This is a genomic window from Arthrobacter alpinus, assembly GCF_900105965.1.
Taxonomy (GTDB): Bacteria; Actinomycetota; Actinomycetes; order Actinomycetales; family Micrococcaceae; genus Specibacter; species Specibacter alpinus.
On sequence record NZ_FNTV01000001.1, the window covers coordinates 2,293,668 to 2,318,066 of the forward strand.

General features: G+C 60.9%; 23 protein-coding genes. 7 read left to right on the forward strand and 16 right to left on the reverse strand.

Features of this window, described 5'->3' with window-relative positions:
* Positions 1-12: 12 nt before the first annotated feature.
* The 9 genes from BLV41_RS10505 to BLV41_RS10545 form a co-directional block, all read right to left on the reverse strand.
* A complete protein-coding gene (locus tag BLV41_RS10505) occupies positions 13-909 on the reverse strand; it encodes a DedA family protein (protein WP_074711596.1) in 897 nt (298 codons plus the stop codon).
* 167 nt (positions 910-1,076) lie between these two features.
* Positions 1,077-2,399, reverse strand: coding sequence for a thymidine phosphorylase (locus BLV41_RS10510; RefSeq protein ID WP_074711597.1), 1,323 nt, complete (start codon positions 2,397-2,399; stop codon positions 1,077-1,079).
* Positions 2,400-2,448: 49 nt separating this feature from the next.
* Complete coding sequence (locus tag BLV41_RS10515; protein WP_083360721.1) at positions 2,449-2,898, reverse strand: cytidine deaminase; 450 nt, start codon at positions 2,896-2,898, stop codon at positions 2,449-2,451.
* 3 nt (positions 2,899-2,901) lie between these two features.
* Positions 2,902-4,197 (reverse strand): ABC transporter permease, encoded by a 1,296-nt coding sequence (locus tag BLV41_RS10520; RefSeq protein ID WP_074711598.1) that lies wholly within the window; start codon positions 4,195-4,197, stop codon positions 2,902-2,904.
* Between the two features lie 3 nt (positions 4,198-4,200).
* Positions 4,201-5,451, reverse strand: coding sequence for an ABC transporter permease (locus BLV41_RS10525; protein ID WP_074711599.1), 1,251 nt, complete (start codon positions 5,449-5,451; stop codon positions 4,201-4,203).
* The gene (locus BLV41_RS10530) at positions 5,448-7,013 is read right to left on the reverse strand and encodes an ABC transporter ATP-binding protein (protein WP_074711600.1); all 1,566 of its coding nucleotides are present in this window, start codon (positions 7,011-7,013) and stop codon (positions 5,448-5,450) included. The genes BLV41_RS10525 and BLV41_RS10530 overlap by 4 nt, the downstream gene beginning before the upstream one ends.
* A gap of 174 nt (positions 7,014-7,187) precedes the next feature.
* Positions 7,188-8,303, reverse strand: a complete 1,116-nt coding sequence (locus BLV41_RS10535; RefSeq protein ID WP_074711601.1) for a BMP family lipoprotein — start codon at positions 8,301-8,303, stop codon at positions 7,188-7,190.
* 294 nt (positions 8,304-8,597) lie between these two features.
* Entirely contained in the window at positions 8,598-9,803 is a 1,206-nt protein-coding gene (locus tag BLV41_RS10540; protein WP_074711602.1) for an amidohydrolase, read from the reverse strand.
* 294 nt (positions 9,804-10,097) lie between these two features.
* On the reverse strand, positions 10,098-11,243 hold the full coding sequence (locus tag BLV41_RS10545) for a mannose-1-phosphate guanylyltransferase (protein WP_074713257.1): 1,146 nt from the start codon (positions 11,241-11,243) through the stop codon (positions 10,098-10,100).
* Between the two features lie 301 nt (positions 11,244-11,544).
* On the opposite strand from BLV41_RS10545, the gene sdhC reads away from it, so the two are divergent.
* The 5 genes from sdhC (at position 11,545) to BLV41_RS10570 (ending at position 16,267) form a co-directional block, all read left to right on the forward strand.
* Positions 11,545-11,937, forward strand: coding sequence for a succinate dehydrogenase, cytochrome b556 subunit (gene sdhC, locus BLV41_RS10550; RefSeq protein WP_074711603.1), 393 nt, complete (start codon positions 11,545-11,547; stop codon positions 11,935-11,937).
* Entirely contained in the window at positions 11,938-12,405 is a 468-nt protein-coding gene (locus BLV41_RS10555) for a succinate dehydrogenase hydrophobic membrane anchor subunit (protein ID WP_044570604.1), read from the forward strand.
* A gap of 90 nt (positions 12,406-12,495) precedes the next feature.
* Positions 12,496-14,295 (forward strand): succinate dehydrogenase flavoprotein subunit, encoded by a 1,800-nt coding sequence (gene sdhA, locus BLV41_RS10560; protein WP_074711604.1) that lies wholly within the window; start codon positions 12,496-12,498, stop codon positions 14,293-14,295.
* Positions 14,295-15,086, forward strand: a complete 792-nt coding sequence (locus tag BLV41_RS10565) for a succinate dehydrogenase iron-sulfur subunit (RefSeq protein WP_044570600.1) — start codon at positions 14,295-14,297, stop codon at positions 15,084-15,086. Before sdhA ends, BLV41_RS10565 begins: the two co-directional genes overlap by 1 nt.
* 566 nt (positions 15,087-15,652) lie before the next feature.
* A complete protein-coding gene (locus BLV41_RS10570) occupies positions 15,653-16,267 on the forward strand; it encodes a hypothetical protein (RefSeq protein ID WP_244516847.1) in 615 nt (204 codons plus the stop codon).
* Positions 16,268-16,363: 96 nt separating this feature from the next.
* On the opposite strand, the gene BLV41_RS10575 is transcribed toward BLV41_RS10570, so the two are convergent.
* The 6 genes from BLV41_RS10575 to BLV41_RS10600 all read right to left on the reverse strand — a co-directional run bounded on the left by BLV41_RS10575 (position 16,364) and on the right by BLV41_RS10600 (position 21,547).
* The gene (locus tag BLV41_RS10575; RefSeq protein ID WP_139244293.1) at positions 16,364-17,446 is read right to left on the reverse strand and encodes a YihY/virulence factor BrkB family protein; all 1,083 of its coding nucleotides are present in this window, start codon (positions 17,444-17,446) and stop codon (positions 16,364-16,366) included.
* Entirely contained in the window at positions 17,424-17,924 is a 501-nt protein-coding gene (locus tag BLV41_RS10580) for a 2'-5' RNA ligase family protein (protein ID WP_157884010.1), read from the reverse strand. Before BLV41_RS10580 ends, BLV41_RS10575 begins: the two co-directional genes overlap by 23 nt.
* 59 nt (positions 17,925-17,983) lie before the next feature.
* Positions 17,984-19,012, reverse strand: a complete 1,029-nt coding sequence (gene trpS, locus BLV41_RS10585; protein WP_074711606.1) for a tryptophan--tRNA ligase — start codon at positions 19,010-19,012, stop codon at positions 17,984-17,986.
* A gap of 15 nt (positions 19,013-19,027) precedes the next feature.
* Complete coding sequence (locus BLV41_RS10590; protein WP_074711607.1) at positions 19,028-19,870, reverse strand: exodeoxyribonuclease III; 843 nt, start codon at positions 19,868-19,870, stop codon at positions 19,028-19,030.
* 89 nt (positions 19,871-19,959) lie between these two features.
* Positions 19,960-20,595, reverse strand: coding sequence for a hypothetical protein (locus BLV41_RS10595; protein ID WP_211481619.1), 636 nt, complete (start codon positions 20,593-20,595; stop codon positions 19,960-19,962).
* A 157-nt stretch (positions 20,596-20,752) separates the two neighbouring features.
* Complete coding sequence (locus tag BLV41_RS10600; RefSeq protein ID WP_170835457.1) at positions 20,753-21,547, reverse strand: GAP family protein; 795 nt, start codon at positions 21,545-21,547, stop codon at positions 20,753-20,755.
* 125 nt (positions 21,548-21,672) lie between these two features.
* Here BLV41_RS10600 and BLV41_RS10605 point away from each other — a divergent pair, with 125 nt between their 5' ends.
* Positions 21,673-23,013: a sensor histidine kinase gene (locus tag BLV41_RS10605; RefSeq protein WP_074711610.1), complete on the forward strand. Its 1,341-nt coding sequence runs from the start codon at positions 21,673-21,675 to the stop codon at positions 23,011-23,013.
* Complete coding sequence (locus BLV41_RS10610) at positions 23,010-23,678, forward strand: response regulator (protein ID WP_239437279.1); 669 nt, start codon at positions 23,010-23,012, stop codon at positions 23,676-23,678. Before BLV41_RS10605 ends, BLV41_RS10610 begins: the two co-directional genes overlap by 4 nt.
* Here BLV41_RS10610 and BLV41_RS10615 read toward each other — a convergent pair.
* Positions 23,675-24,337 carry a TetR/AcrR family transcriptional regulator gene (locus BLV41_RS10615; RefSeq protein WP_074711611.1) on the reverse strand — a complete coding sequence of 221 codons (663 nt, stop codon included), beginning with the start codon at positions 24,335-24,337 and terminating at the stop codon, positions 23,675-23,677. The genes BLV41_RS10610 and BLV41_RS10615 overlap by 4 nt on opposite strands.
* Positions 24,338-24,399 lie beyond the last annotated feature (62 nt).

The following is a 24,399-nucleotide window of genomic DNA, read 5'->3' on the forward strand; positions in this document are numbered from 1 at the left end:
CACTCTAGGGAGCTATACCCCGCCCGCGCCAGTCCTTTGCGTCTCGTGCGCTGTTGGCGTAGTCGCCATTTTCGCCGGCACAACCGCCGCAGCTGCTTGTGACGTTACGGTTGGCACGGTGGCTTCAGTGAAGTCATCGCCTGCCGGTCCTGCCAGCGGCCCCACCAGTGACCCTGCCGCAACCGCAGCGGCAAACTTGGCTTCTTCCTCGGCCAACGCTTGCGCACGCACTCGAGCGGCAGCGGTGGCTGCGGCCAGTCCTGGCTCAGGGCGTGGTGCCAGCTTTCCACGCTTTTCCAGAACATGGTGCAGATATTTCATGGCATGGTCCACCGCGAAGCCGATAACTATTGCGAAGGCCACCGCGATGCCCACGCCAAGCAGTGGGTTGTCGTGCACCCAGCGGCCGGCGAAGGTGCCAACCGCCACGGAGTAACCTGCCCAGGTCACCACGGCCACGGCGTCAAGCACCACAAAGCGGCGCCACGGGAAGTATGTTGCGCCGGCCGTAAAGTTCACGGCGATCCTGCCCACCGGAATGTAGCGGGCCGTGAAGATCAGCATGGCACCACGCTTTTCCAATTCCTTGCCGGCCCAAGCAAAGGCTTTGGCGCCGCGAGGACGGCGCATCCAGTTGAACCGCGTTGTTCCGAGTTTGCGCCCCAGAAAGTAGGCAATATTGTCGCCAATGATGGCGCCCGCCGACGCTCCCATAATGAGGAACCAAATATTGGGCTCACCGCTCTTGGCTGCGATGGAGGCCAACGCCACGATGGCAGTCTCGCTGGGAAGGAACAAGAAGAAACCGTCGATCAGGCAAAACAAGCTGACCAACGGAATCACCCACCATTGGGAGGCCGAGTGCTCGATCAATACATTGATTTGACCGATGAGATGCAAAAAATCCACAGCGTCAGGTTCCTCTCCTGTGGTGGATGTCTGCTTCCAAGTCTCCCACCTCGCCCAGCCGGCCGGAATCCACCCAGAGGATTAGATTTCCGCGCCGGTCTAGGGCGATGGGACTAGGCTGGCGCGTCCAAAGAGCGCCGGCCATCACCCCTGGCGAAAAGAGGTGGCTAGCTGATGCGATCGATGATCAACTTTATTGCCGGGCGGGAGCCCTCGGGGGCAATCGTGACGGCACCTTCGAGTGCTTCCTTGGCCCGGCCAAACTTCTCCGGTGTATCAGTCAACAACGTCATGAGCGGCTCACCCGCACGTACCAAGGCCCCCGGCTTGGCATGCATGCGCACACCGGCACCGGCCTGAACAATGTCCTCCTTGCGGGCTCGGCCAGCCCCCAGGCGCCATGCGGCAACACCAACGGCCATGGCATCCAAGCCCACCACCACGCCGTCGGCCGGCGCGTAAATGGTCTCGGACTCCCTGGCAACCGGCAACGCAGCGTCCGGATCGCCACCCTGTGCCGAGATCATCCGGCGCCACACATCCATGGCCCGGCCGTCCTTGAGCGCCGCGGCAGGATCGGCGTCGTGGATGCCTGCGGCCGCCAGCATTTCTTCGGCCAGCTTCACGGTAAGTTCGACGACGTCTTCCGGACCGCCGCCGGCGAGCACTTCCACGGACTCCTGAACTTCAATGGCGTTACCCGCCGTCAGGCCGAGAGGCGTGGACATATCGGTCAACAGCGCCACGGTGTTAACCCCGGCATCCTTGCCCAAGGCCACCATGGTTTGGGCCAGTTCCCTGGCCATTTCCACGCTCTTCATGAACGCGCCCGAGCCAACCTTGACGTCCAGCACCAACGCGCCGGTGCCTTCGGCAATTTTCTTGCTCATGATGGAGGAAGCAATCAGCGGAATGGCTTCAACCGTGCCGGTGACATCACGGAGCGCATAGAGTTTTTTATCGGCCGGGGCCAGCCCCGCACCGGCGGCACAGATGACTGCTCCCACCTCGGAGAGCTGGCGCATCATCTCTTCGTTGGTGAGATTGGCCCGCCAGCCGGGGATGGCTTCCAGCTTGTCCAGCGTTCCTCCGGTGTGGCCCAGACCGCGGCCGGAAAGCTGGGGAACGGCTACACCAAAAACCGCCACCAGGGGTGCCAGCGGCAAAGTGATCTTGTCCCCCACGCCGCCGGTTGAGTGCTTGTCGGTGGTGCGCATGCTTGTTCCCGCTGGCGTGCGGAGGCTCGCGAAGTTCATCCGCTCCCCCGAGTTGATCATGGCAGTGGTCCACTGCGAGATCTCGGCGCGGTCCATGCCGTTGAGCAAGATGGCCATGTTCAGGGCCGCCATCTGCTCATCCGCAATTGTTCCGCGGGTGTAGGCATCGATGGTCCAGGCGATCTGCTCGGCACTGAGCGTGCCTTTGTCCCGCTTGACGCGGATGATGTCTACGGCGTCAAAGGCAGGGCCTGCATAAGCTTCGCGGTTCATGGTGCTTCCGTCCGGTCGTCAGGGGTACTGGAAATGTTGGGTGGTGAGGCTAGGGCCCGGTGTCGGGGCCCTGGCCTTCGGCTGGAGCAACCGTGATGCGGTCCAAATCGCGCGGGCCAAAGGCGTCGGGCAGCACCTCATCCATGGTTTTGACTCCTGCTGAGGTCATCAAGCGGGTTTCGGCCGTGCTGAATTCAAAGAGCAGCTGCCGGCAACGACCGCAGGGCATCAGGATGGCCCCGTTTCCGTCCACACAGTAGAACTCCGTGATCAGCCCGCCGCCGCTCATCCGCAGGGCCCCAACCATGGTGCATTCGGCACATAAGGTGAGCCCGTAGCTGGCGTTCTCCACGTTGCAGCCGGCCACAATGCGCCCGTCCTGCAACCGAGCCGCGGCACCCACCGGGAACTTCGAATACGGTGCGTAAGCGTTGGCGAGTGCCGCGGTGGCGGCTAACCGCAGGGGTTCCCATACGGCGTCGGCCATGTCAGTGCTCATTGACTATTCCTTCACGTACGGTTCGCCGTCGGCGGCGGGTGCCATGGCCTTGCCCACAAAGCCGGAGACGGCCAGGATGGTCAACGCGTAGGGCAGCATGGCCAGGAACTGGCCGTCGATGGGGGTTCCGGCCAGCGAGAGGATGCTCTGCAGGTTTCCGGCCACACCAAACAACAGCGCGGCCAGGGCCGCCCCGATCGGGTTCCAGCGCCCAAAGATCAGTGCTGCCAAGGCGATGAATCCCAGACCACCTGTCATGTCCTTGCTGAAGCTGCTCACGGCAACCAGTGTGAAGTAGGCGCCACCAATACCTGCAACGGCGCCACCGGCCAGCACGTTCAACACGCGGGTCCGGTTGACGTTAATGCCCACAGTGTCGGCGGCCTTGGGGTGCTCGCCCACGGCGCGAACTCGCAGGCCCCAACGGGTGCGGAACAGGCCAAACCAGAGCGCCACGACCAGGATGATCATGAAGTAGCCAATCAGCGACTGCCTGAAGAAGGTTGGGCCAATGATGGGGATCTCTGACAGGAAAGGAATCGGCAGATCCGGCAAATGCGCCGGCTGGTTGTAGATGGTCTCGCCGTTGACCTTGGTCTTCATGATTTTCTCGAACAGGAAGCCTGTCAGGCCGGCGACAAGGACGTTCAGGACCACGCCAACAATGATCTGGTTGACCACGTACTTGATGCTGAACAATGCCAGAAGCACGGACACCAACACACCGGCAATGGCGGCAGCAAACAGTCCCGCAAAGGCGTTGTGGGTGATGGAGGAGACCAGCGCGGCAGTAAAAGCGCCGGCCAGCAGCTGGCCCTCAATGGCAATGTTGACCACGCCGGCACGCTCGGAGAGAACACCTGACATGGAACCAAACACCAACGGGGTGGTGATGAGCATGGCACCGGTGAACAAACCAACAAGGGTGATGTTCTGTGTAGTGGTGCCACCAATGATCCACACCATCATGCCAATGACGAACACCACCGTGAACGTCAAGACCACCCATTTGGCGATCTTGCCGGTGGTCTTGGTCTGGTTGTACGCCAGATACGCGAGGACCAGACAGATCACCGAAACGATGACACCGACGGCCTTCGCCGGGACCACCAGGTTGGGGACCTGCCAGGCATCGTTCTCCTGGGAGATGCGGAAGGTTGCCGTGCCGCTAGGGCCCAGCACAATGAAAACGACGACGGCGAAGAGCGCCAGCACGCCCAGCAGGATCGGGATCTTCCAGCTGCGGACGGCAACGGCGTCGGAGACCTTCAATGGTTCAGTCTTAGCTGCGATGCTCATGCGTCAGACTCCTTCACGGCGAAGTTCCTTGATTCGGAACATGGACCGAATCAAGGGAGGGGCGGCAATGAACAGCACAATCAAGGATTGCACCACGGCAACGATGTCGATGGACACGTCAGCATTGATGGCCATCGAGGTGCCACCGGCCTTGAATGCGCCGAACAGGATTGCCGCAAAGAAGGTACCCCAGGGCCGCGAACGTCCCAGCAGAGCCACAGTGATGGCGTCGAAGCCGATGCTGCCGGCAATATCTGAATCCAACAGTTTCTCGGTGCCAGCCAATTGGGTGACGCCGGCCAGACCAGCCAAGGCGCCGGAGAACAGCATGACGGTGATGTAGCCGCGGGACACCAGCATGCCGGCCGTGCGGGCAGCGCGGGGATTGGCACCGATGGCACGGTACTCGAAGCCGAGCGTTGAACGGTTCAGCAGCCATGCAACGGCAACAACTGCCAGAACAGCCACCACGAGACCCCAGTGCAGGCGGTAGTTGGGACCGAGCAGCAACGGGAACATGGCAGTCTCGTGCATGCGCGGGCTAATCGGGTTGCTGCTATTGGGATCCCGAAGCTGGTTCTTGAGCAGGTACAGCACCAGCGAAACGGCAATGTAGTTGAGCATGATGGTCACGATGACCTCATGCGCACCGGTCTTGGCCTTGAGGAAACCGGCGATGCCGCCCCACAGCGCGCCACCGATGGCACCTGCGAGGACCACGGCCACGAGGTGGATGCCCGGAGGCAGTTCAATCAAGAAACCAACGACGCCGGCAAAGGTGGCACCGAGGATGATCTGCCCCTTGGCACCAATGTTAAACAGGCCCACGCGGAAGGCGAGCGTCACGGCCAGGCCGGAGAGGATCAGCGGGGTGGCGAAGGTCAGGGTTTCAAAAATGCCCAAGCGTCCCTGCCAGGTGCGGGCACCCGGATCATAGGTGGCACCTCGCAAAAGCGCTCCATAGGCTTCCGAAATGGCAGCCCAGATGGCCTTGAACGTTGCACTGGGATCGCCGAAGAAGTATCCCAAGGCGCTTGTCACGCGAGGGTCGGTGAAGGCGATGAGAATGCCGCCAATGACAAGCGCTACCACCACTGCCAGTACCGAAATCATGGCGTTGCCGCTCATGATCTCGCGCACTAGCTGCGTGCCGTTGCTTTCCTTCGCCGGCACAGGCGGTTTGGCCGGTGTTGCGGTCGCGTTGGGGTTGCCGCCAGATTCCTGGGCCGGCTTGTTTCCCTCTGCCCCGGTCATGGCTGCTCCCCCTCAACCTTGGAGTTCTCTGCATCCTGTGTATTCATCTGTTCCTGTGCTTCTTCTGCGTTCAGCCCGGCCATCATCAAACCGAGCAATGCGCGGCTGGATTTTCCGGGGACAATGCCCATGAGCCGTCCTGCAAAAAGGACGGCAATGCGATCGGCCAATTCAAGTACTTCGTCCAGTTCGGTCGAGACGATGACCACCGGCGTGCCGGCATCGCGCTCGGCAACAATCCGCTTGTGCAGGAACTCGATGGAACCAACATCCACACCACGGGTGGGCTGTGAGGCGATGAAGAGTTTAAGTGGGCGGGCCAGTTCACGGGCCAAAACCACTTTCTGCTGGTTTCCTCCAGAGAGTGTGTCTGCTGCATCCTGGGGCGACTGTGCCCGGACATCAAATTCGGCCACCTTGTCCACGCTGTTCTTGGCGATCACGGCACGGTTCATGGTGCCGCGCCGGGAGTACGGCGCCTTCTTGTACAGGTCAAGGATCAGGTTTTCGGCGATCGACATTTCGCCAACCAAGCCATCGTCCTGACGGTCTTCGGGGACAAAGCCAACGCCGGAGTCAAGAATCTGGCGGACACTGCTGCCCAACAATTCCTTGCCGTGCAGGCTGATGGAACCAACGGCATGCTTACGCAAGCCCAAGATGGCTTCCGTGAGTTCGGTCTGGCCGTTGCCCTGCACACCAGCGATCGCCAGGATTTCACCTTGAGCAACGCTCATGGAGACGTTGTCGAGGAGCCGCACACCGGCGTCGCTCATAACGGTGAGGTTGGAGACCTTGAAGGTGACTTCCCCCGGTTCGGCGTCGGCCTTGTTCAGGTTCAGGTTCACGGCACGGCCAACCATCAACGCTGCCAGCTCGGTGGTGGAGGCGTTGGGATCGGCGGAGCCAACCACCTTGCCACGACGAATCACCGTGATGGTGTCCGAGATGGCCTTGACCTCACGCAGCTTGTGGGAGATGAAGACAATGGAGGTGCCGCCGTCACGCAGCTGGCCCATAATGTCCATCAGCTCGTCGGTTTCCTGAGGTGTGAGCACGGCGGTGGGCTCATCCAGGATCAAAATTTTGGAGTTTCGCACCAGCGCTTTGATGATTTCAACTCGCTGCTGCACGCCTACGGGAAGATCTTCAACGAGCGCGTCCGGGTCCACATCGAATCCGAACTTGTCAGAGATCTCGCGAATCTTCTTGCGTGTCGCCTCAAGGTTGAGAACCCCGCCAAAGGACGTCGATTCGGCGCCGAGGGCAACATTTTCCGCCACGGTAAAGACAGGTACCAGCATGAAGTGCTGGTGCACCATGCCGATTCCTGCTGCCATGGCGTCCGACGGCCCGGAGAATTTCACGGGTTTGTCGTCGACAAGGATCTCGCCGGAGGTGGGTTCATACAACCCGTAGAGGACATTCATGAGGGTGGACTTGCCCGCACCATTTTCGCCAAGGAGGCTATGGATCTGGCCGGATTCCACCACCAGGTCGATGTGGTCGTTCGCCACCAGGGCACCAAAGCTCTTGGTGATGCCCCGAAGTTCTAGTTTCAACGTGTTAACCCGTCCGCGGATTGTTGGATTGTGAGTGTTGCTTGCTGATCTTTGCACGGTCTGTGGCTATGCCGCCCACCGAATTTGAATCGGTGGGCGGCACGGCACGGCCTGCGTCAAACGGGAAATGGGAGCATTGCGATCAGACCGCAATGCTCCCTTCCGGGGTCTTTACTACTTGGGGCTGGACTTCGACTCCACCTTGATGGAACCGTCGATGATGCCCTTCTTGATGTCCTCAAGCTGAGTCTTGGTATCGGCGCTCACCGAGGCATCCAGATCATGGAACGGGGCCAGAGCCACGCCACCATTTTCCAGGGTGCCAATGTACGGAGCGGGATCAAACTTACCGTCCAAGTCATCAGATACGATCGACTCCACGGCCTCGCCCATGGTCTTGATGACCGAGGTCAGCAGGACGGACTTGTAGGCAGGTGCAGTCAGGAAGCCATCGGAGTCAACCCAAACCAGCTTGACGTCCTTGCCACCCTTGTTGGCAGCCAAGACAGCATCTCCGGCACCCTTGCCCAGAGGGCCGGCAACGGGCATAACCACGTCGGCGCCTTCAGAGATCAGGTTGTTGGTGATCTTGGTGCCTTCCTGGACAATCTCGAAGGTGTTGGCGAAGGAACCCTGCTGCGTTGCAGCGTCCCAACCAAGAAGCTTCACGTCCTTGCCCTGCTTCTCGTTGAAGTAGTCAACACCGGCGGCGAAGCCATCCATGAAGATGGTGACGGTGGGGATGTTGATTCCACCGAAGGTGCCAACCTTGCCGGTCTTTGAGGTTGCTGCGGCAGCGTAGCCGGCCATGAAGGCAGCCTGAGACGTGTCGTAGACGATCGGCTTGACGTTGTCAGCCTTGATCGAGTTGTCGTCGACGATCGCGTAGTGCAGATCCGGGTTGTCCTTGGCGGCGGTAGCGGTGGCCTCGGCCAACAGGAAGCCAACAGTGATCGTGAGGTTGCAGCCGGCGCTGGCCATCTGGCTCAAGTTCGGTGCAAAGTCGGCGGTGCTGGCGGACTGTGCTTCCTTCTTCTTGATGCCAAGATCGGCAACAGCCTTCGTCAGGCCTTCGTAGGAGGACTGGTTGAAGGACTGATCGTCGAATCCACCGGAGTCGGAGACGATGCAGCCCAGGTAGTCGGCGGCTGCGGCATTCTTGGTGCCATCACCGGACCCACCGGACGGCGGGGCTTCCCCACAGCCGGTGAGCAGCATCGCCACGGCACTGACCGTAACGGTACCCACAACGGCGCCGCGCTTCACTTTGTTTAAAAGCAGGTTCTTCAAGGTTCCTCCATAAGGTGTGTGGCCGCCATAAAGGAATTGCGCCAACACAAATCCGGGCCAACCCGAACTACCGAAACAGTGAATTTCAATGGCCCAAGACAACCCGCTTGTTGTGACGCACCTCCTGCATGTCGGTGCTACCCATCACACTAGTGCGCTGAAGCTACCGGCTGGTAGTGGAGAAGCGGTTGCACAGACCATTGTTGAAGAACCGTTATAGAACAGTGATTTACCAAAGACGGTACTTTTGAGAAGCCTTATGCCCCATGGCGTTAAGGGCTTGACGTAGATCCTCTATTGCGCTGCTGGCCGAAGGGTCCGCAAGGCCGCGGCGCACAATACCTTGATGCCAACCGAGAGCGCCCGTTCATCCACGATGTAGTCGCCGCGGTGGAGGTCGTACTCTTCGCCACCGGGGACGTGAGTGCCCAGCCGCATGAGCGATCCCGGGATGCCCTGCAAAAACCAGGCGAAATCTTCTCCGCCCATGGATTGGGGAGCCAGCACCACAGATTCCTCCCCCAATTCTGCGCGTGCGGCGGCTTCGATGACGGCGGTTTCATGTTCGGAGTTAACTACGGGCGGCACTCCGCGGGTGTGCTCCAGGTGCACATCCACACCAAAGGGGGCGGCAACCTGCTGCACCACGTCGTCGAGCAGTTCTCCGGCCGCATGCCACGCTTCACGGTCCAAACAACGCATGGTGCCGCTCATGACGCCGTGTCCCGGAATGGCGTTGGGCGCGGACCCTGCATTGATTTGGCCCCACACAACAGAGACACCGCTGCGCACATCTACCCGGCGCGAAAGCACGGACGGGACGTTGATGGCAATTTGCGCCAAGGCAAACACCAGATCTTCCGTCAAATGCGGCCGGGAGGTGTGTCCGCCGCGGCCGGAGAGTTCAATCTTGATGGTGTCTGATGCACTCGTGATGGGTCCGATGCGGGTACCGATCTTGCCTACGTCAATCCGCGGGTCACAGTGCAGGGCCATGATGCGTGGCACGCCATCGAGGGCACCCTGATCGATGCACGCCAGAGCGCCGCCCGGCAGGGTTTCCTCAGCGGGTTGGAAAATGATTCGCACCCGGCCACCCAGGGGTTTGTGCTCGTGCATTTTCGCCAGGACCAACGCGATCCCGAGCATCGAGGCCGTGTGAAAATCATGGCCACACCCGTGGGTCACGCCATGATTGCGTGAAGCAAAAGGCAGGCCGGTTTCTTCGATGATTGGCAGGGCGTCGATGTCGCCGCGCAGGGCCGTAGCGATTGGGCCCTCGCCCACGTCAACAATGACGCCGGTGCCTTCCAAGCGACGGGGTGAGAGGCCAGCCGCAGTCAAGCGGTCGAAGATCTTGCCGGACGTGCGGAACTCCTGAAAGGACAGCTCGGGGTGAGCGTGCAGGTCACGACGGAATTCAATGACTTCATCCAACAATGGTTCAAGCCAGGGGCCTACAGGCTCGGTCGGTTCTGTTTCCAGCGAGTAATTGCGCACAGGTCAAACTCTAACCATCTCGTTGCGAAGGCGCGGCATTGACCTGCGCGCATTACTCCATATGCGAGCAATGACGGGCCGCGTTTGCTCATCACCGCCCAGCCGTATAGGGCGGGGCGGGCGTGGGCCCCCAACTCCGAGGGGCCCCGTTTCAGACGCGCCAGCGGCTGGACCGGGGCGTTGCTGGGCCCACGCGCCAGCGGCTTCACTTCGGGAGGGCGTGGGTGGGCCCCCAACTCCGAGGGGCCCCAGTTTCAGACGCGCCAGCGGCTGGAACTGGGGAGGAGTTGGGGCCTAGAGGACGTCGGTGTTGCCTTGGGCTTTGAGTCCGTCGACGGCTTTCTTGACCAGCTGTGAATGTGCGAGGGTCGTGATAAGAAGGGCGTCGGGGGTATCAACCACCACCACGTCTTGGATCCCAACTAGGGCGATCACGCGTTTGGTGTCCGAGACCACGATCCCGGTGCTGTCCTCGGTGAAGACACGGGCACCGTCCCCTATGACCTTCACATTCTTACTTTCCTTGGCACTGCTGAGCCGGGCGATCGCCGCGAAATCTCCCACATCATCCCAGCTAAAGTCCGCAGGAATCACGGCGACATCCCCCGCATCCGCAGCCGGCTCAGCCACCGCATAATCAATGGCGATCTTGGGCAGGGTGGGCCAGACACGATTCTTCACCTCAACCCGCTCCGGGGTGTCCCAGGCCAAGGCGATTTCCATCAACCCCTCATACAGGGCAGGCTCGTTGGCCTTGAGGTGATGAAGCATCAAATCCACCGGCGCCACGAACATTCCAGCATTCCAACTGTATTCACCACTGGCCAGGTACTCCTCGGCGATTTCCTGACTGGGCTTCTCGACGAACTTCGCCACAGCATGAGCCCGCGGCGCACCCGCCACCGAAAGCGGTGCACCGATGCGGACATACCCGAACCCGGTCGAGGCATGGGTTGGCTTGATACCGATCGTGACGATCTTGCCCGTGGCCGCGGTGTAGATGGCCTCACGCACAGCATCCTGGAACTTCTCCACGGGACTGATGACCTGATCGGCCGCGAACGAGCCCATGATCGCGGAAGGATCACGAACAAACAAGATCGCCGCAGCCAAACCAATGGCCGCACCGGAATCCTTCGGCTCAGTTTCCAACACCAGATTCGCATCAGCGATCTCCGGCAACTGCCGGCACACCGCCTCACGATGCGCATCCCCGGTCACCAACAAAACCCGCTCACCACTAAGGGGTTCCAAACGGTCATAGGTAGCCCGAATCAAGGTACTACCGCTCCCGGTGAGGTCATGGAGAAACTTCGGAGCAGCAGCACGGGACAACGGCCACAACCGAGTACCAACCCCACCAGCCGGGATCACAGCATAAAACCTATTCAAGGGATCCGCAGCTACAAGCCCGGGTTCAACCATTTTTTGCGTATTCATCATCACCACCATAGGCGATGGATATGTGCCAACCCCTTCAAACTCGGGTGATTTACGCCAAAGTTCCACCCAGAGTCGTAGGCCGGGAACCCGGCGTCGTGCCTTATCAAGGCAGTGCCGACGCCACATACACCATGCAATTGGGACACGCCTGTGATTTGTCGCATAGAGCAAGGAGTGCCTAAGTTGAATATGCTGTTAGCGAAGCCTAAATTTAGGCTCAAGTATGAGTGCTCACGCCGTGTGCGTTTCCCCGCGTGGAACCACGCCAGCGCAACGGTGACGCAGGAAGGTTTATTCAGTGCCGACAAAACCAGCTGGCACTCTGTATCGCGGCCGAGAAGGCATGTGGTCCTGGGTGGGACACCGAATTACCGGTGTAGTTATCTTTATTTTCTTGTTGGTGCACGTTCTGGACACCTCTTTGGTGCGAGTTTCCCCAGAGGCGTACACAGCAGTTATTGGGGCGTACAAGAACCCCATTATGGGCTTGGGTGAGGCCGGCCTCGTCGCCGCAATCGTGTTCCACGCCTTCAACGGCCTGCGCATCATTGCCATCGACTTCTGGAAGAAGGGCCCCAAATACCAGCGCCAGCTGCTCTGGGGTGTTCTGGCCCTGTGGGCCGTGACGATGATCCCGTTCCTGATTCGCCACCTCACCATTGTCTTCTCTAATTTCTTCGGGGGGCACTAAATGAGCACCGATTCAATTGCCGCACCGCGCTCCAACAGCGCACAGTCACCCAAGTACAAGCGCAGCAAGGGCTCCAACTCCAGCTTTGAGATGGTTGCCTGGCTGTTCATGCGCCTTTCCGGCGTAGTTCTGATTGTGCTGATCTTCGGCCACCTCTTCGTGAACCTCATGGTTGGCGACGGAATCCACGCCATCGACTTCGGCTTTGTTGCCGGCAAGTGGGCAGATCCGTTCTGGCAGATCTGGGACCTGGCCATGCTCTGGTTGGCCATCCTGCACGGCACCAACGGTGTCCGCACCATCATCAACGACTACGCCGAGCGCGCAGGCACCCGCATGACCCTTAAGACGGTCCTCTACGTTGCCTCCGCCGTGATCATCGTGCTGGGCACCCTGGTCATCTTCACCTTTGACCCGTGCCCTCCCGGCGCAGTCATCGATCTCCCGTCCTTCTGCACCGTTCCTTAATTAGGGAACAGGCCCGGGATTACTTGCCCGGGTGATGTACGAAGTGAACAACAGTATTTTGCGCAGTAAATGAGAGAAAGAGCATCCAGTATGCAGGTCCACAAATACGACGTCGTAATCGTCGGGGCCGGTGGCGCAGGAATGCGTGCCGCCATTGAATCCGGCCAGCGTGCCCACACCGCTGTCCTGACCAAGCTCTACCCCACCCGCTCGCACACAGGTGCAGCGCAGGGCGGCATGTGCGCCGCACTGGCCAACGTGGAAGAAGACAACTGGGAGTGGCACACCTTTGACACCGTCAAGGGTGGCGATTACCTGGTTGACCAGGACGCTGCGGAGGTCATGGCCAAGGAAGCCATTGACGCCGTCATCGACCTGGAAAAGATGGGCCTGCCGTTCAACCGCACGCCCGAGGGCCGCATTGACCAGCGCCGTTTCGGTGGCCACACCCGTGACCACGGCAAGGCTCCGGTTCGCCGTGCATGCTACGCCGCCGACCGTACCGGCCACATGATTCTGCAGACCCTGTACCAAAACTGCGTCAAGCACAACGTTGAGTTCTACAACGAGTACTACGTGTTGGATTTGCTGACGGTTGAAGAGGAAGCCACCCGCGAGGATGGCTCCATCTACCTGCAGAAGAAGACCGCCGGCGTCGTTTCCTACGACCTCGCCACGGGCGAACTGCACATCTTCCAGGCCAAGAGCGTTGTTTTGGCTACCGGTGGTGCAGGCAAGGTCTTCAAGACCACCTCCAACGCACACACCCTGACCGGTGACGGCATGGGCATTGCGTTCCGCAAGGGCATCCCGCTGGAAGACATGGAGTTCTTCCAGTTCCATCCGACAGGTCTTGCCGGTTTGGGCATTCTGCTCTCCGAGGCTGCACGTGGCGAAGGCGCCATCCTGCGAAACTCTGAGGGTGAGCGCTTTATGGAGCGTTACGCTCCCACCATCAAGGACTTGGCTCCTCGCGACATCGTGGCCCGATCCATGGCCAACGAGGTTCGTGAAGGCCGCGGTTGCGGCCCGAACAAGGACTACGTTCTTCTTGACTTGACCCACCTGGAGCCGGCCCACATTGACGCCAAGCTCCCGGATATCACCGAGTTCGCCCGCACCTACCTGGGTGTGGAGCCGTACACGGAGCCGGTCCCGGTTTTCCCCACGGCTCACTACGCCATGGGCGGTGTGCCCACGAACATCACCACCGAGGTTCTGCAGGACAACAACACCATCATCCCGGGCCTCTACGCCGCCGGTGAGGTTGCTTGCGTTTCCGTCCACGGTTCAAACCGCTTGGGCACCAACTCACTGTTGGACATCAACGTCTTCGGTAAGCGCGCCGGTGTGGCCGCTGCTGAATACGCCAAGACTGCCGACTTTGTTGACCTGCCGGAGAACCCGGAAGCCGACACAGTCGCCATGCTGGAGCATGTCCGCACGTCCGACGGCGGCGAGAAGGTTGCGCTGATCCGCAAGGATCTGCAGGACACCATGGATGCCAACATGCAGGTGTTCCGTACTGCCGAGTCCATCGACAAGGTCCTTGCCGATATCGCTTCTTTCGAGGAGCGCTACTCACGCATCACCGTCCAGGACAAGGGCAAGCGTTTCAACCTTGATCTGCTTGAGGCTGTGGAGCTTGGCTTCCTGCTTGAACTGGCCAAGGTCATGACGGTTGCTGCCCTGCACCGTCAGGAATCCCGTGGCGGTCACTACCGCGAAGATTTCCCGGACCGCGATGATGAGAACTTCATGAAGCACTCCATGGCTTACCTGGATGCAGATGTCACGGTGGAAAGCTCCGCCGAGTCAATTGCTGGAATCCGTCTGGAAACCAAGCCTGTTGTTGTTACGCGTTACCAGCCGATGGTGAGGAAGTACTAATGAGCGCCGTAGAAACTGAATTGCCGGAGCCGGCATCAAAGATTGAACTTCCCGCACACCTGGGCGGCGGCGGGGAAATCCCCACGTTCGATGTCACCCTGCGCGTGCGCCGCTACGACCCCGAAACCTCGGAAGAGTCGAAGTGGGAAGACTTCACCATGACCATGTACGGCACCGACCGCGTGCTGGATGCCCTGCACAAGGTCAAGTGGGAGCAGGACGGCTCGCTGACCTTCCGCCGCTCCTGCGCCCACGGTGTTTGCGGTTCCGATGCCATGCGCATCAACGGCCGCAACCGCCTGGCCTGCAAGACCCTGCTGAAGGACCTGGACACGTCCAAGCCCATCACGGTTGAGCCCATCAAGGGCCTGCCCGTGGAGAAGGACCTCATCGTGGACATGGAGCCGTTCTTCCAGTCCTTCCGCGAGGTCATGCCCTTCCTGGTCAACCGTGGCCACGAGCCCGCCAAGGAGCGCCTGCAGTCCGCCGAGGACCGCGAGCGTTTTGACGACACCACCAAGTGCATCCTGTGCGCCGCGTGCACGTCTTCTTGCCCCGTGTTCTGGACCGACGGCCAGTACTTCGGCCCGGCAGCCATTGTGAATGCTCACCGCTTCATCTTTGACTCCCGCGACGATGCCGGCGACATGCGTCTGGAAATCCTCAACGACAAAGAGGGCGTGTGGCGTTGCCGCACCACCTTCAACTGCACCGAGGCATGCCCCCGCGGCATCCAGGTGACGCAGGCAATCGCCGAGGTCAAGCAGGCCATCCTGGCCCGCCAGATCTAGTAGTTCCTGCTCTGCACTAGCGCCGTTCCCTTTATGGGGAGCGGCGCTTTTGCGTTCCCCGCCTTCTCCCCGTCGAGTCAGACGCTCCCCCGTTGAGGAAGACGTTGCGCTGCGGCTACCTCGGCAGGTATCCGTCTGACTCACCTCAGGAGCAGTTATCCAGCTTCCACAGGTACGACGCCGGGCCTTCCGCAGGCACTCATCCTCCTTGGCTAGTGCCCACCGGGAACACGGAAGGAGGCCACAATCCACTCACGGCAAGGTTCCTCGCATCCTTCCCAGCTAGAAGGATTGCTTGGCGGAGAAGCCAGTTACGCGACGCCGGATTCGACGACCGTGCCGTGCAGCGCCTCGTCGCGGGAACCGTACTGATACGCGTCCGTCAAGGCGCCTACATTCGAGGCTCCTATTGGTCACAGCCATCCAATGACGCGCGTGATCGGACAACCATCTTCATGCACGCCTTTGGCACGCCAACCTCATCCCTTGGTGGATTCGTCTACAGCCATACATCCGCAGCCCGGCTCCACAGGCTCAATCTGTGGAAAGCCCATACTTTGGTGCACGTGACGCAGACCAGGACACCTTCCAGCACAGGGTCAGATTCCGGCAAGCTCATCCATATGGCCGTTCTGCCCAGCAGTGACATCACCCAGGTCGACAATATGCGGGCAACATCGCTGGAACGCACTGTCGTGGACTGTTGCCTCACCATGCCCCACAAGCAGGCCTTGATCCTCACTGACCATGTGCTCCAGCTCGGAACCTCCATGGACAAGCTGCTGGAGGCTGCCAGTAAGCTGGGCCGCCATAGAGGTGTTAAGACGCTGAGGAAGGTGCTGGCCTACGCGGATGGACGCTCAGAATCGCCGGGTGAAACTCTGACGCGCGACTTGCTGCGCGAGCTTCTTATCGAGGCGCCAACGCTCCAATATTGGATCACCACACGGCAGGGGCGCCACCGTGTTGACTTCGCTTGGGTCAATAAACGCGCAGTCCTCGAATTCGATGGGAAGGGAAACTACTTCGACAATCGGCCCACAGACAAGGCAGTCTTCCTGGAACCCAAACGTGAGGCTGCAATGCTCGAGGAAGGTTGGACGGTGCTCCGTATTGAGCGGAAGGATCTGTTCAACGAGGTTTCCCTGAAGGCCAGAATTCTGGCCGCCCTCAACCACTGAACTCGAGTCAGACGGAGCACTGCACACGAAGACACTGCCGAACGTCTCAGCAGACAGGGCTCCGTCTGACTCGGCAACGGGTGCACGTGGAAACGGTCAGCGCGGCCCGTGCGGACGCAGCTCGGCGGCTCTGACCGCCGCCACGGCCGCCGAGATGAGATAGACCTGGCTGAGCAGGTAGAACCAGACGAACAGGCCCAGGATCACGGCAAAGGGCGCCAGGAGCGTGTTGTTCGTGATGCCGGCCAGGAGCATGGCGCTGAAGAACCGCAGCACGGTTGCCCCTGCGCCTGAAAATGCCGCGGCCAGCAACAGAACCCGTCGGGGCATGCGGACACGCGAGGCCATGCTGAACATGATCATGGCTACGGCAACATCCAGGATGAACATCAGCGCCACCGAGCCAAGCTTGGTCATGGTGCCGGTCAGGAAACCGTTCCAACCCAAGAAGTCGCTGATAGACCCCATGGCGGCAGTGCTGATGACACCTAAGACGCTGGTCAACACCAAGGCCACGGCAAGCACTAGAAGCGTGCCTCCGTCGCGCACCTTGGAGAGTACTGGATTGGTGCGGTCCCGGGCCAGACCCAACACGGAGCGGATGCCCTCCCGAAGTCCATTGATCCACCCCATCGCGGTGACCAACAACGCGGCCAGCGAGATGAACAGGGTCAACCCGAAGCGCCCGGTGCCAAGGAGATCATCGGGCGTGGCCAGGCCGCCGTCGCCGGTATCGATCAAACCAGGCGTGCTGCTGGCGACGAGATCAACCACGGCATCGCGAAGCACTTGATTGTCGGCGGCGACAATGCCGAAGATGGCGAACCCTGCCACGAGCATGGCACCCACGGAGAAGAACATGAGGTAGGCGTTGCCTGCGGCCAACAGGGGCCCGCGGCGACGCGTATAGAGGTGCCACACCCGAAGGATAAACAGCTGTCCGGTACGCGCGTTGAGCCATTGCATGAGCGTAGTGGCCTGCGCCAAAAAGTTGCCGTCCGCCCTGGCCGTGGTGAATGCAGCATGTTTCTCGGCGGTCCAGTTCGCCAGGGCAACGCGGTCCAGTGGATTCGGCGGAGGCACGGCTGGCCCCGCAAGCGGCTTCTTCGCGCTTACGCCCGGCGCGGCGGGTCCGTGTAGATGGACCGCCGCCGCCTTAAGGTTTTCCGTCTCCCCCAAGATCCAGCTCCTCACGAAGTGCCCAATCGCCAGCTAGATAGTCATAGAGACCAATGCTGGTGACGACAAAATCTGCGGCAAAATCAGCCATCTCCACCTTCGCCTGCGCCATGGCCTCGGCATCGAGATCGTGCGCCACGGTCAGGTGCGGGTGAAAATCATATTCAAGCAGGTGTTCCACGGGTCCGTCCAACAAGGCTTCGTGCAACTCGGCACAATGCTGCGCCCCAGATTCAACGTTAAGGTACACCACCGGCGACACCGGTTCAAAGGTACCTGTCCCCCGCAATGACAAGGTAAACGGCTCCCCCGCGGCGGCCACTTTGCGAACGTGCGTGGCGGCGTCCTCCCATGAGTCCGCAGCCCGTCCGGACACCAGTGTGATGTGCGGAGGTACGACGGCGGCTCCCGGGCCTGCGTAGCGGGCGCGCCTAGCGTCGAGCTTGTCAGCGAGATCGGCTGGCAGGGAGATAATCACGCCCAGACTGTCTGAATGTGGTGCGGGTGAGCTTCCGCTCTGGCCAATGCCGGGCATCGTTATCCGACCATCCGCAGCGGAGGAAGGAAACCCACCTTGGCGTAGACATCTGCCAAGGTCTCGGACGCGATGGCCCTGGCCTTTTCCGCGCCGCGAGCCAAGAGGCTGTCCAGCTCGGCGGGGTCGTCCAGCAACTCCAGCGTGCGCTTGCGGATGGGGTCCAGGCGTTCAACCACTGCCTCGGCAACATCCACCTTGAGGTGTCCGTACATTTTGCCTTCGTACTCGGAAACAAGGGTGTCGACGGACTTTTCGGTCAGCGTGGACAGAATTTCAAGCAGGTTGGTGACGCCTGGCTTGTTTTCCCGGTCGTGGGCAACCACGGTCCCCGCGTCGGTGACGGCCGACCTAATGCGTTTGGCGGTGACCTTTGGCTCGTCCAGGATGTTGATCAGGCCGTTGGGGCCGGAAGCGGACTTGGACATCTTCGCCGTCGGATTTTGCAGGTCATAAATGCGGGCGCCTTCTTTTTGAATGAAGGCCTCCGGCACCACGAAGGTGTCGCCAAAACGATGGTTGAAGCGCTTGGCCAAGTCTCGGGCCAATTCAACGTGTTGGCGCTGATCATCGCCAACCGGAACGCCCTCGGGGCGGTACAACAGGATATCGGCCGCCATCAGCACGGGGTAGGTGAACAAGCCAACGCTGGCCATGTCCGCGCCACCCTTGGCTGACTTGTCCTTGAACTGGGTCATGCGGGAGGCTTCGCCAAATCCCGTGATGCAGTTCAGCACCCAGGCCAGCTGTGCGTGCTCGGGCACGTGGGACTGCACAAACAACGTTGACTTTTCAATGTCAATGCCACCGGCGATGTACTGGGCAGCGGTCTTTCTGGTGCGGTCGCGCAGCTCCTGCGGATCCTGGGTGACAGTGATGGCGTGCATGTCCGGGATGAAGAACAGTGTCTGGTAATCGTCTTGGCTCTTGACCCAGTTGACCAACGCGCCCAGGTAATTGCCTAGATGCAGGGAGTCGCCGGAAGGCTGCATGCCTGAGAGCACGCGCGGGCGGGCAGAGATTTCACTCATTGGTTCAAGGGTCCTTTAGAACTTGTAATCGACGACCAGCGGGGCATGGTCCGAGAAGCGGGATTCGTATGATTCGGCTCGGTCCACCACGCAGCTCAGCGCCTTGGACGCCAATGCCGGGGTGGCCATGTGGTAATCAATACGCCAACCCGTGTCGTTGGTGAAGGCCTGGCCACGGTTGGACCACCAGGTGTACGGGCCGTCCACTTCGCCGGCCAGTTCCCGCGCCACGTCCTTCCAGCCGATTTCCTCGCCAAAGAACCTGTCAAAGTAAGCGCGTTCCTCGGGCAGGAAGCCGGCGCGCTTCACGTTGCCCTTCCAATTCTTGATATCCAGGGTCTTGTGACCCACGTTGAGGTCACCCACCACCAGTGCGTGATCGCTTGCGCCAGCCAAGGCGGGCAGGCGCCCGATCATGGTGTCAAGGAAGCGGAACTTGTCATCCTGCTTGGGAGTACCAACCTCACCCGAGTGCACGTAAGCGCTGACCACGGTAAGGGTGGTGGGGGTTCCGTCCGAGCCGGTGAGGGCGTAATCCGCCTCAACCCAGCGTCCTGTGGTGGCAAAGTAGTCCTCGCCGATGCCCACGCGGGTGGCCACGGGCTCAATTCGATCCTTGCGTGAGGCGATCAGCACGCCGGCTCGGCCCTTGGCCTCGGCCTCGGCGTGGAGCAGGTGCCATTCCTCGCCCAAGAAAGCCTCAACAATGGCGTCAGGTGCGCGCACCTCTTGGAGGCAGAGAATGTCTACATCGCGGTTGGCCAGCCACGGCGCCATTCCGTTCTTGTAGGCGGCACGGATGCCGTTGACGTTGACGCTTGCGATCCTCAATTGACCGTTTTGAATACCGTTGCTCACTTGCTCCACCTTACCTGCATCGGGCCCCCGAAACCTTGTCCCGTGACGCGTGTGCGTGTCATGTCCTTTAGCCGCCGAGATGGGGCAGATTAGTCCAGAATCACGCCGCTTACGGCTTCGTCGCCCCCACCGTCAGCCTTGCCGGAGCCTGGCTTCGGCGTCGCCGAACCTTCTTGTGCGGCGGCTCGCTCGGCGTTCTTCCTGGCCATGGCAGCGTCCATCTTGGCTTCCTGGGCTTCCCAGTCCGGGTTGATCATGCCACGGCCGTTGGCGGCGGTGATGTTGATGGTTTCCAACGCACGCGCAACCATCTGAGGGTCCTTGCCGAGGTATTCGTTGACCACGCCAATCTGGACGTTGATGATCTTGAAGGAGTGATCGAGCTTCAGATCGCGTGCTTTCTCGGCCGAGCGTGAACCGGAGTCCTGCGAGACCAGGCGGGTGCCGCCGTCGGCCGGGGCATTTGCACTGTTCTGCTGAGCCATCTGGGCTTGCGCCAAGGCCACCTGGCGGGCGCCGAACGCCGCAGCCTTGTGGACCCCGATGTACACCACGGTGGAGAGCGCCAGCCAGCCAAACGCGATGATCGCGATGACCCAACCGAGCACTGTGCTGTTGTTGGCGGCGAACACCAGCGCCACCAGGAATACGATCGCCAGCACAATGGTGCCCAGACCAGAGAATTTGCCAGGTTTGGACATTTTGCCGGTTCCAAGAGAAGTCATGGAACCATTCTCTCAAATGCGCACGTGCCCATTGACCGACTTCCACCAGCGGCGAACGTTCACCCTCAGTTTCCGCGCCCGTCCCCCACAAATGCGCCTCTACGACGGGGCGCATTTGTGGGGGACGGTAGCGGAAATACGCGGAGCCCGCTCGGCGCTATTTGAAGGGGTTCCAGCTTGCCATGGGCGCCAGCTCGGACAATCCGGCGCGCAGCATCACGAACCCGACGATACCGACCACCCACAGCAGGCTCTCGCTGGCAAACCTTCCCAGTTTTGTTCCGACGCGTCTAAGCGCCGAATCGAGGCGGGACCCCATGATCATCCGCAGGCTCCACAGGGCCAGCGCCGGAATGAGCATGACGAGGCAATAGACAGCAAGGACCCCGATCTCGGCAGGAATCGCCAAGGTGGAATTGGACAGGAGCCCGATGGCCACCAAATACGGCAGCATGGTGGGCAGCTCCAACATTCCTGCAATCAAAGCTAGCGTCACCAGGCCACCAGGGCTGCGCAGGGCCTTGGCTATCCGGGCCTGCCACCGTTGTTCGGACACCGGCGTCTCGGTGCGGTGGTCAGGATTTTCTTCCGCACCTATGCCCGCCGGCCCTCCGCTGGGCGCACTGGCCTTCTTCCGTTTCTTACGAGAATCCGAAAAGACGGCATAGCTCAGCATGGCGCCTCCACCTATGGTCGCGGCCCACGCAATGGCAGGGACCTGCATGAGTGAATCTGCCCCCAACCCCTTGACGACCCACCCGGCGCCGCTGAGCACCACAATGCCGACCACAAGATAGAAACCCGCCAGGACGCCAAGATAAAGCAGGATTCGGAGAGCGATCCGCCGGGCATCGTGACGCAGCAGCAGCCAGAGAGGAATCAGCAAGGTGCCGATGCTGGTGCTGTCGATGAGAGCAAGAAAAGCCAACTGGGCATAAATTGCGATTGTCATGTTCCCAGCGTGCCAACCCGTCTTGCAACGTGCATCAGCCATCTGGCCCATTGGCGGGTCATACCTTCGTCGGACCCGGGCGCGTCCGCCTTGCCCGGAAAGCGCCTGACAGACAGGATTGACGCATGAGTCATCAGCCGCCCCAACCCACACCAACCGTGACGTTCAGCGCCCGGGTTCCGTCACGGGCGTGGGGCATTCGGCGGGAGGACTTCTGGCTTGCGGCCGGCTATTTCGCGGTTTTTTGGATCTTGGATGCTGTGCAGTTCGGCGCGGGGACAGAGTTCGATCTTCCCCTGCTGGCCAAGAATTGGCCGTTTTTCGCGGCCTTGGGCTGCATCGGCGTGCTGTTACGCCGGACCGCAACGCCCGTCATGGCCGTTTTCTGCGGATCAGCTGCCGTGATGTTGCTGCTGGGGAACCATCCGGCCGCCTTGGTGCTGGTGTTTGAACTGTTCTTCTCACTGGTGTTGTTTGGCTCGATCAGGGTTTCCACGGTTGCCGCAAGCAGTGCGGTGGGCCTCTCCGTGCTCCTGACACTGGTGGTGTTGGCCATGACCGGGCGGGCGGAACCCACCGTTGTGGCAGCCGCCATGGCCGCCTTGACGCTCCTCATGCCCGTCGAGTGGGCCGGAAATCTGCGCAAGGCTCATCGTCTGGCTGAAAGCGAATCCGCGCGGGCCGAAGCTGTCCGGCAATCCGCCGAACACCGACTCCTGGCGGACCGAAGTGCCCATGAATTGGCTCTGGAGCGAGAGCGCCAGCATATGGCGCGGGAGCTCCATGATGTCCTGTCTGCAAGGCTGTCCGCCATTGCCTTGCAGTCCGGCGCGGCCTTGCACACACCATCGCCCCACGGCCGGGTTCTGGCTCAGATTCGGACCGAGAGTGTGGCAGGCCTGGACGAGCTCAATACGATGATCCGACTCCTGCAGACTGGCGCCCTGGACGAGGTTGCTGGCAACTCGGCGGATCTACCTTCCCTCTTGGAGCAGTATCGTCTGGCCGGCTCCGTAATTTCCTTTGACAGTTCCCTGAACGACGTCGGAGACCTCCTGCCGCCGCAGCTTCAGACCACCGTTTATCGGGTTGCCGCCGAATCCTTGCGCAACGCATACCGGCACTCGCCCGGCACACCGGTCACGATTTCCTTGAACATAGCCAGAGAGTTCGGCCCTTCCCCGGAGATTGTCCTGGTGGTCTCCAACCCGCTGCCCCAACGGACACCGGAGGCCCGGCCTCCTGCTTCGACTGAGGGCGAGGCGCCAGCATTACTCCCTCACCCGAACGAGAGCATCGATGGAACCGGGACGGGCATCCCCAGCATGCACTTCCGGGCAGCTCACGCCTCCGGCACCCTCACGGTTGGTGCGCGCTCGGGCTGGTGGGTTGTAGAGCTTCGACTTCCAGCCACTGCGGAACCGCGCCCATCATCAGAGGTTTCTCGGAAAGGCGCCGCAGCGTGACAACTCAAGATGAGATCCGCGCTCACGCCATCACTGTTCTGTTGGCCGATGACCATGCCGCCATTCGGCTGGGCATGCGCATGGTGGTGGAGACCGGGGCGGACATGGAAGTGGTGGGCGAAGCCGGCGACGGCGCACTCGCGGTAAGCATGGCACGCACCCTGCGCCCCGACGTCGTACTCATGGACTTGCGCATGCCGGTGGTGGACGGCATCGCTGCAACCCGGGAAATTTGCGCGGACTCCCTGGCCAAGGTGCTCGTGCTAACCACCTTTGACCACGACACTTACCTGTTCGGTGCCCTGCAGGCCGGTGCCTCAGGATTCCTGCTCAAGACGGCCGAACCTGTAGCGATTACGGAGGCAATCCGTCACGTCCACAATGGAGACCATGTCATTGCCCCGGAGGTGACGGCTCGGATAGTTTCGGCTGCGCTCTCACCCGGCAGCGGCCACACTACTGCGGCAAGTCAACCACCTGAGCTGGACCTGCTCACGGGACGCGAACGCGAAGTCTTTGAGTGCTTGGGCGGTGGATTGACAAACTATTCGATTGGCCGCCAACTGGGCATCTCGGAAGCCACAGTTAAAACGCACGTATCGCGAGTACTTGCGAAACTTGGCTTACAGTCCCGGGTGCAGGCCGCCTTGTTCCGACGGCGCTAGAGCAGGTAGGGCGTGGCAGGGAACGACAGGTAGTCCTGGGGATGCGTCACTGGCGCGGACAACATTCCCGAACACGAATCGATGAAGAAATAACCCACTGCCGTCCAATTGGGATCTTCCTCCCCGCTCTGAACCCGAGCCTCATAGCCGGCACAGATACCCAGCACCATGGGGCTCAAAACCTGAGATCTGCCGCGGACAACCTCCGGAGGAACATGCTCCAGCTCTGACTGCATTCGGTGAATCAGGGCCTCAATCTCAGGACTCGCAGTCAGGGAGCCTCCCAGAATCTCCGCGACGGACGGCACGCTGCGCACCTGGAACAGAAAGCGCGCGTGCCAGCTGGGCATGGGGCGGCTGGCCAGGTATTCGATCCAGGGCAGGATCATGCAGGCAATGAGGTCGCGCACCCCGGCGGCATCGGGCAGCGCATCGATCAGCTCCCTGCGGCGCTGGCTCACTTCCTCGCGGTGTCGATTCAACAAGATCCGCAAAAGCTCATCGCGATCACCAAAGTGGTACGCGATCGCCGAGTGATTTGCCGTTCCTGCATGCTCGGTGATTCGGCGGTTGGACACCGCGTCGATGCCGTGGACGGCAAAGAGCTCCTCTGCCGCGTCCAACAGTGTCTCGCGCGCCTTGTCACTGTGTTGTCCCATGGAATGCTTCCCCTTCTTCAGCCTCCCACGGTACCGTGACAGCGCGGATTTTGCGGTGCCAG